Raw genomic sequence first — 416 nt, forward strand, 5'->3', positions numbered from 1 at the left:
CCCGAGACGATGATCTTCGCGCTCGTGAGTTCCGGGCGGTCGAGCTTCGTGACTTCGCGGCCGACGAAGGCGGCCTTGCCGTTGTCGGCGGCGGCTTCGAGCTTTTCGATTGCTGCGCTGCCGCCTTCTGCTGCCACTGCATCGAATGCCGTCGTACGAACCGTGATGACCTTGACCGGATCAGCCGATTGCACCGTCGCAATCGCGTTGCCAGCGTAGATCGGGCGCTCGAACGTGTCTGGCGAATCGACTGCCGTGATGTCCGAGATCTGCGCGACGTCCAGCTTCGCAGCGATACGCGGCGTGACGTTCTTGCCCGCTGCCGTTGCCGGCGCGAGGATGTGCGAGTAGTTCTTCGCGATGGCGAGAACCGTCGCTTCGACGTTTTCCGCCAGACCTTGCGCGAGTTGCGGCGC

At 63.9% G+C, this 416-nt stretch carries 1 protein-coding gene; it reads right to left on the reverse strand.

Annotation, left to right across the window (positions count from 1 at the left end; translation table 11 throughout):
* Positions 1–416 (reverse strand): electron transfer flavoprotein subunit alpha/FixB family protein (locus tag U5A67_RS40565; protein ID WP_415768409.1); only part of this gene is annotated, 416 nt, incomplete at both ends.

It is taken from the genome of Paraburkholderia sp. J69-1 (genome assembly GCF_905220255.1).
Lineage (GTDB): Bacteria > Pseudomonadota > Gammaproteobacteria > Burkholderiales > Burkholderiaceae > Paraburkholderia.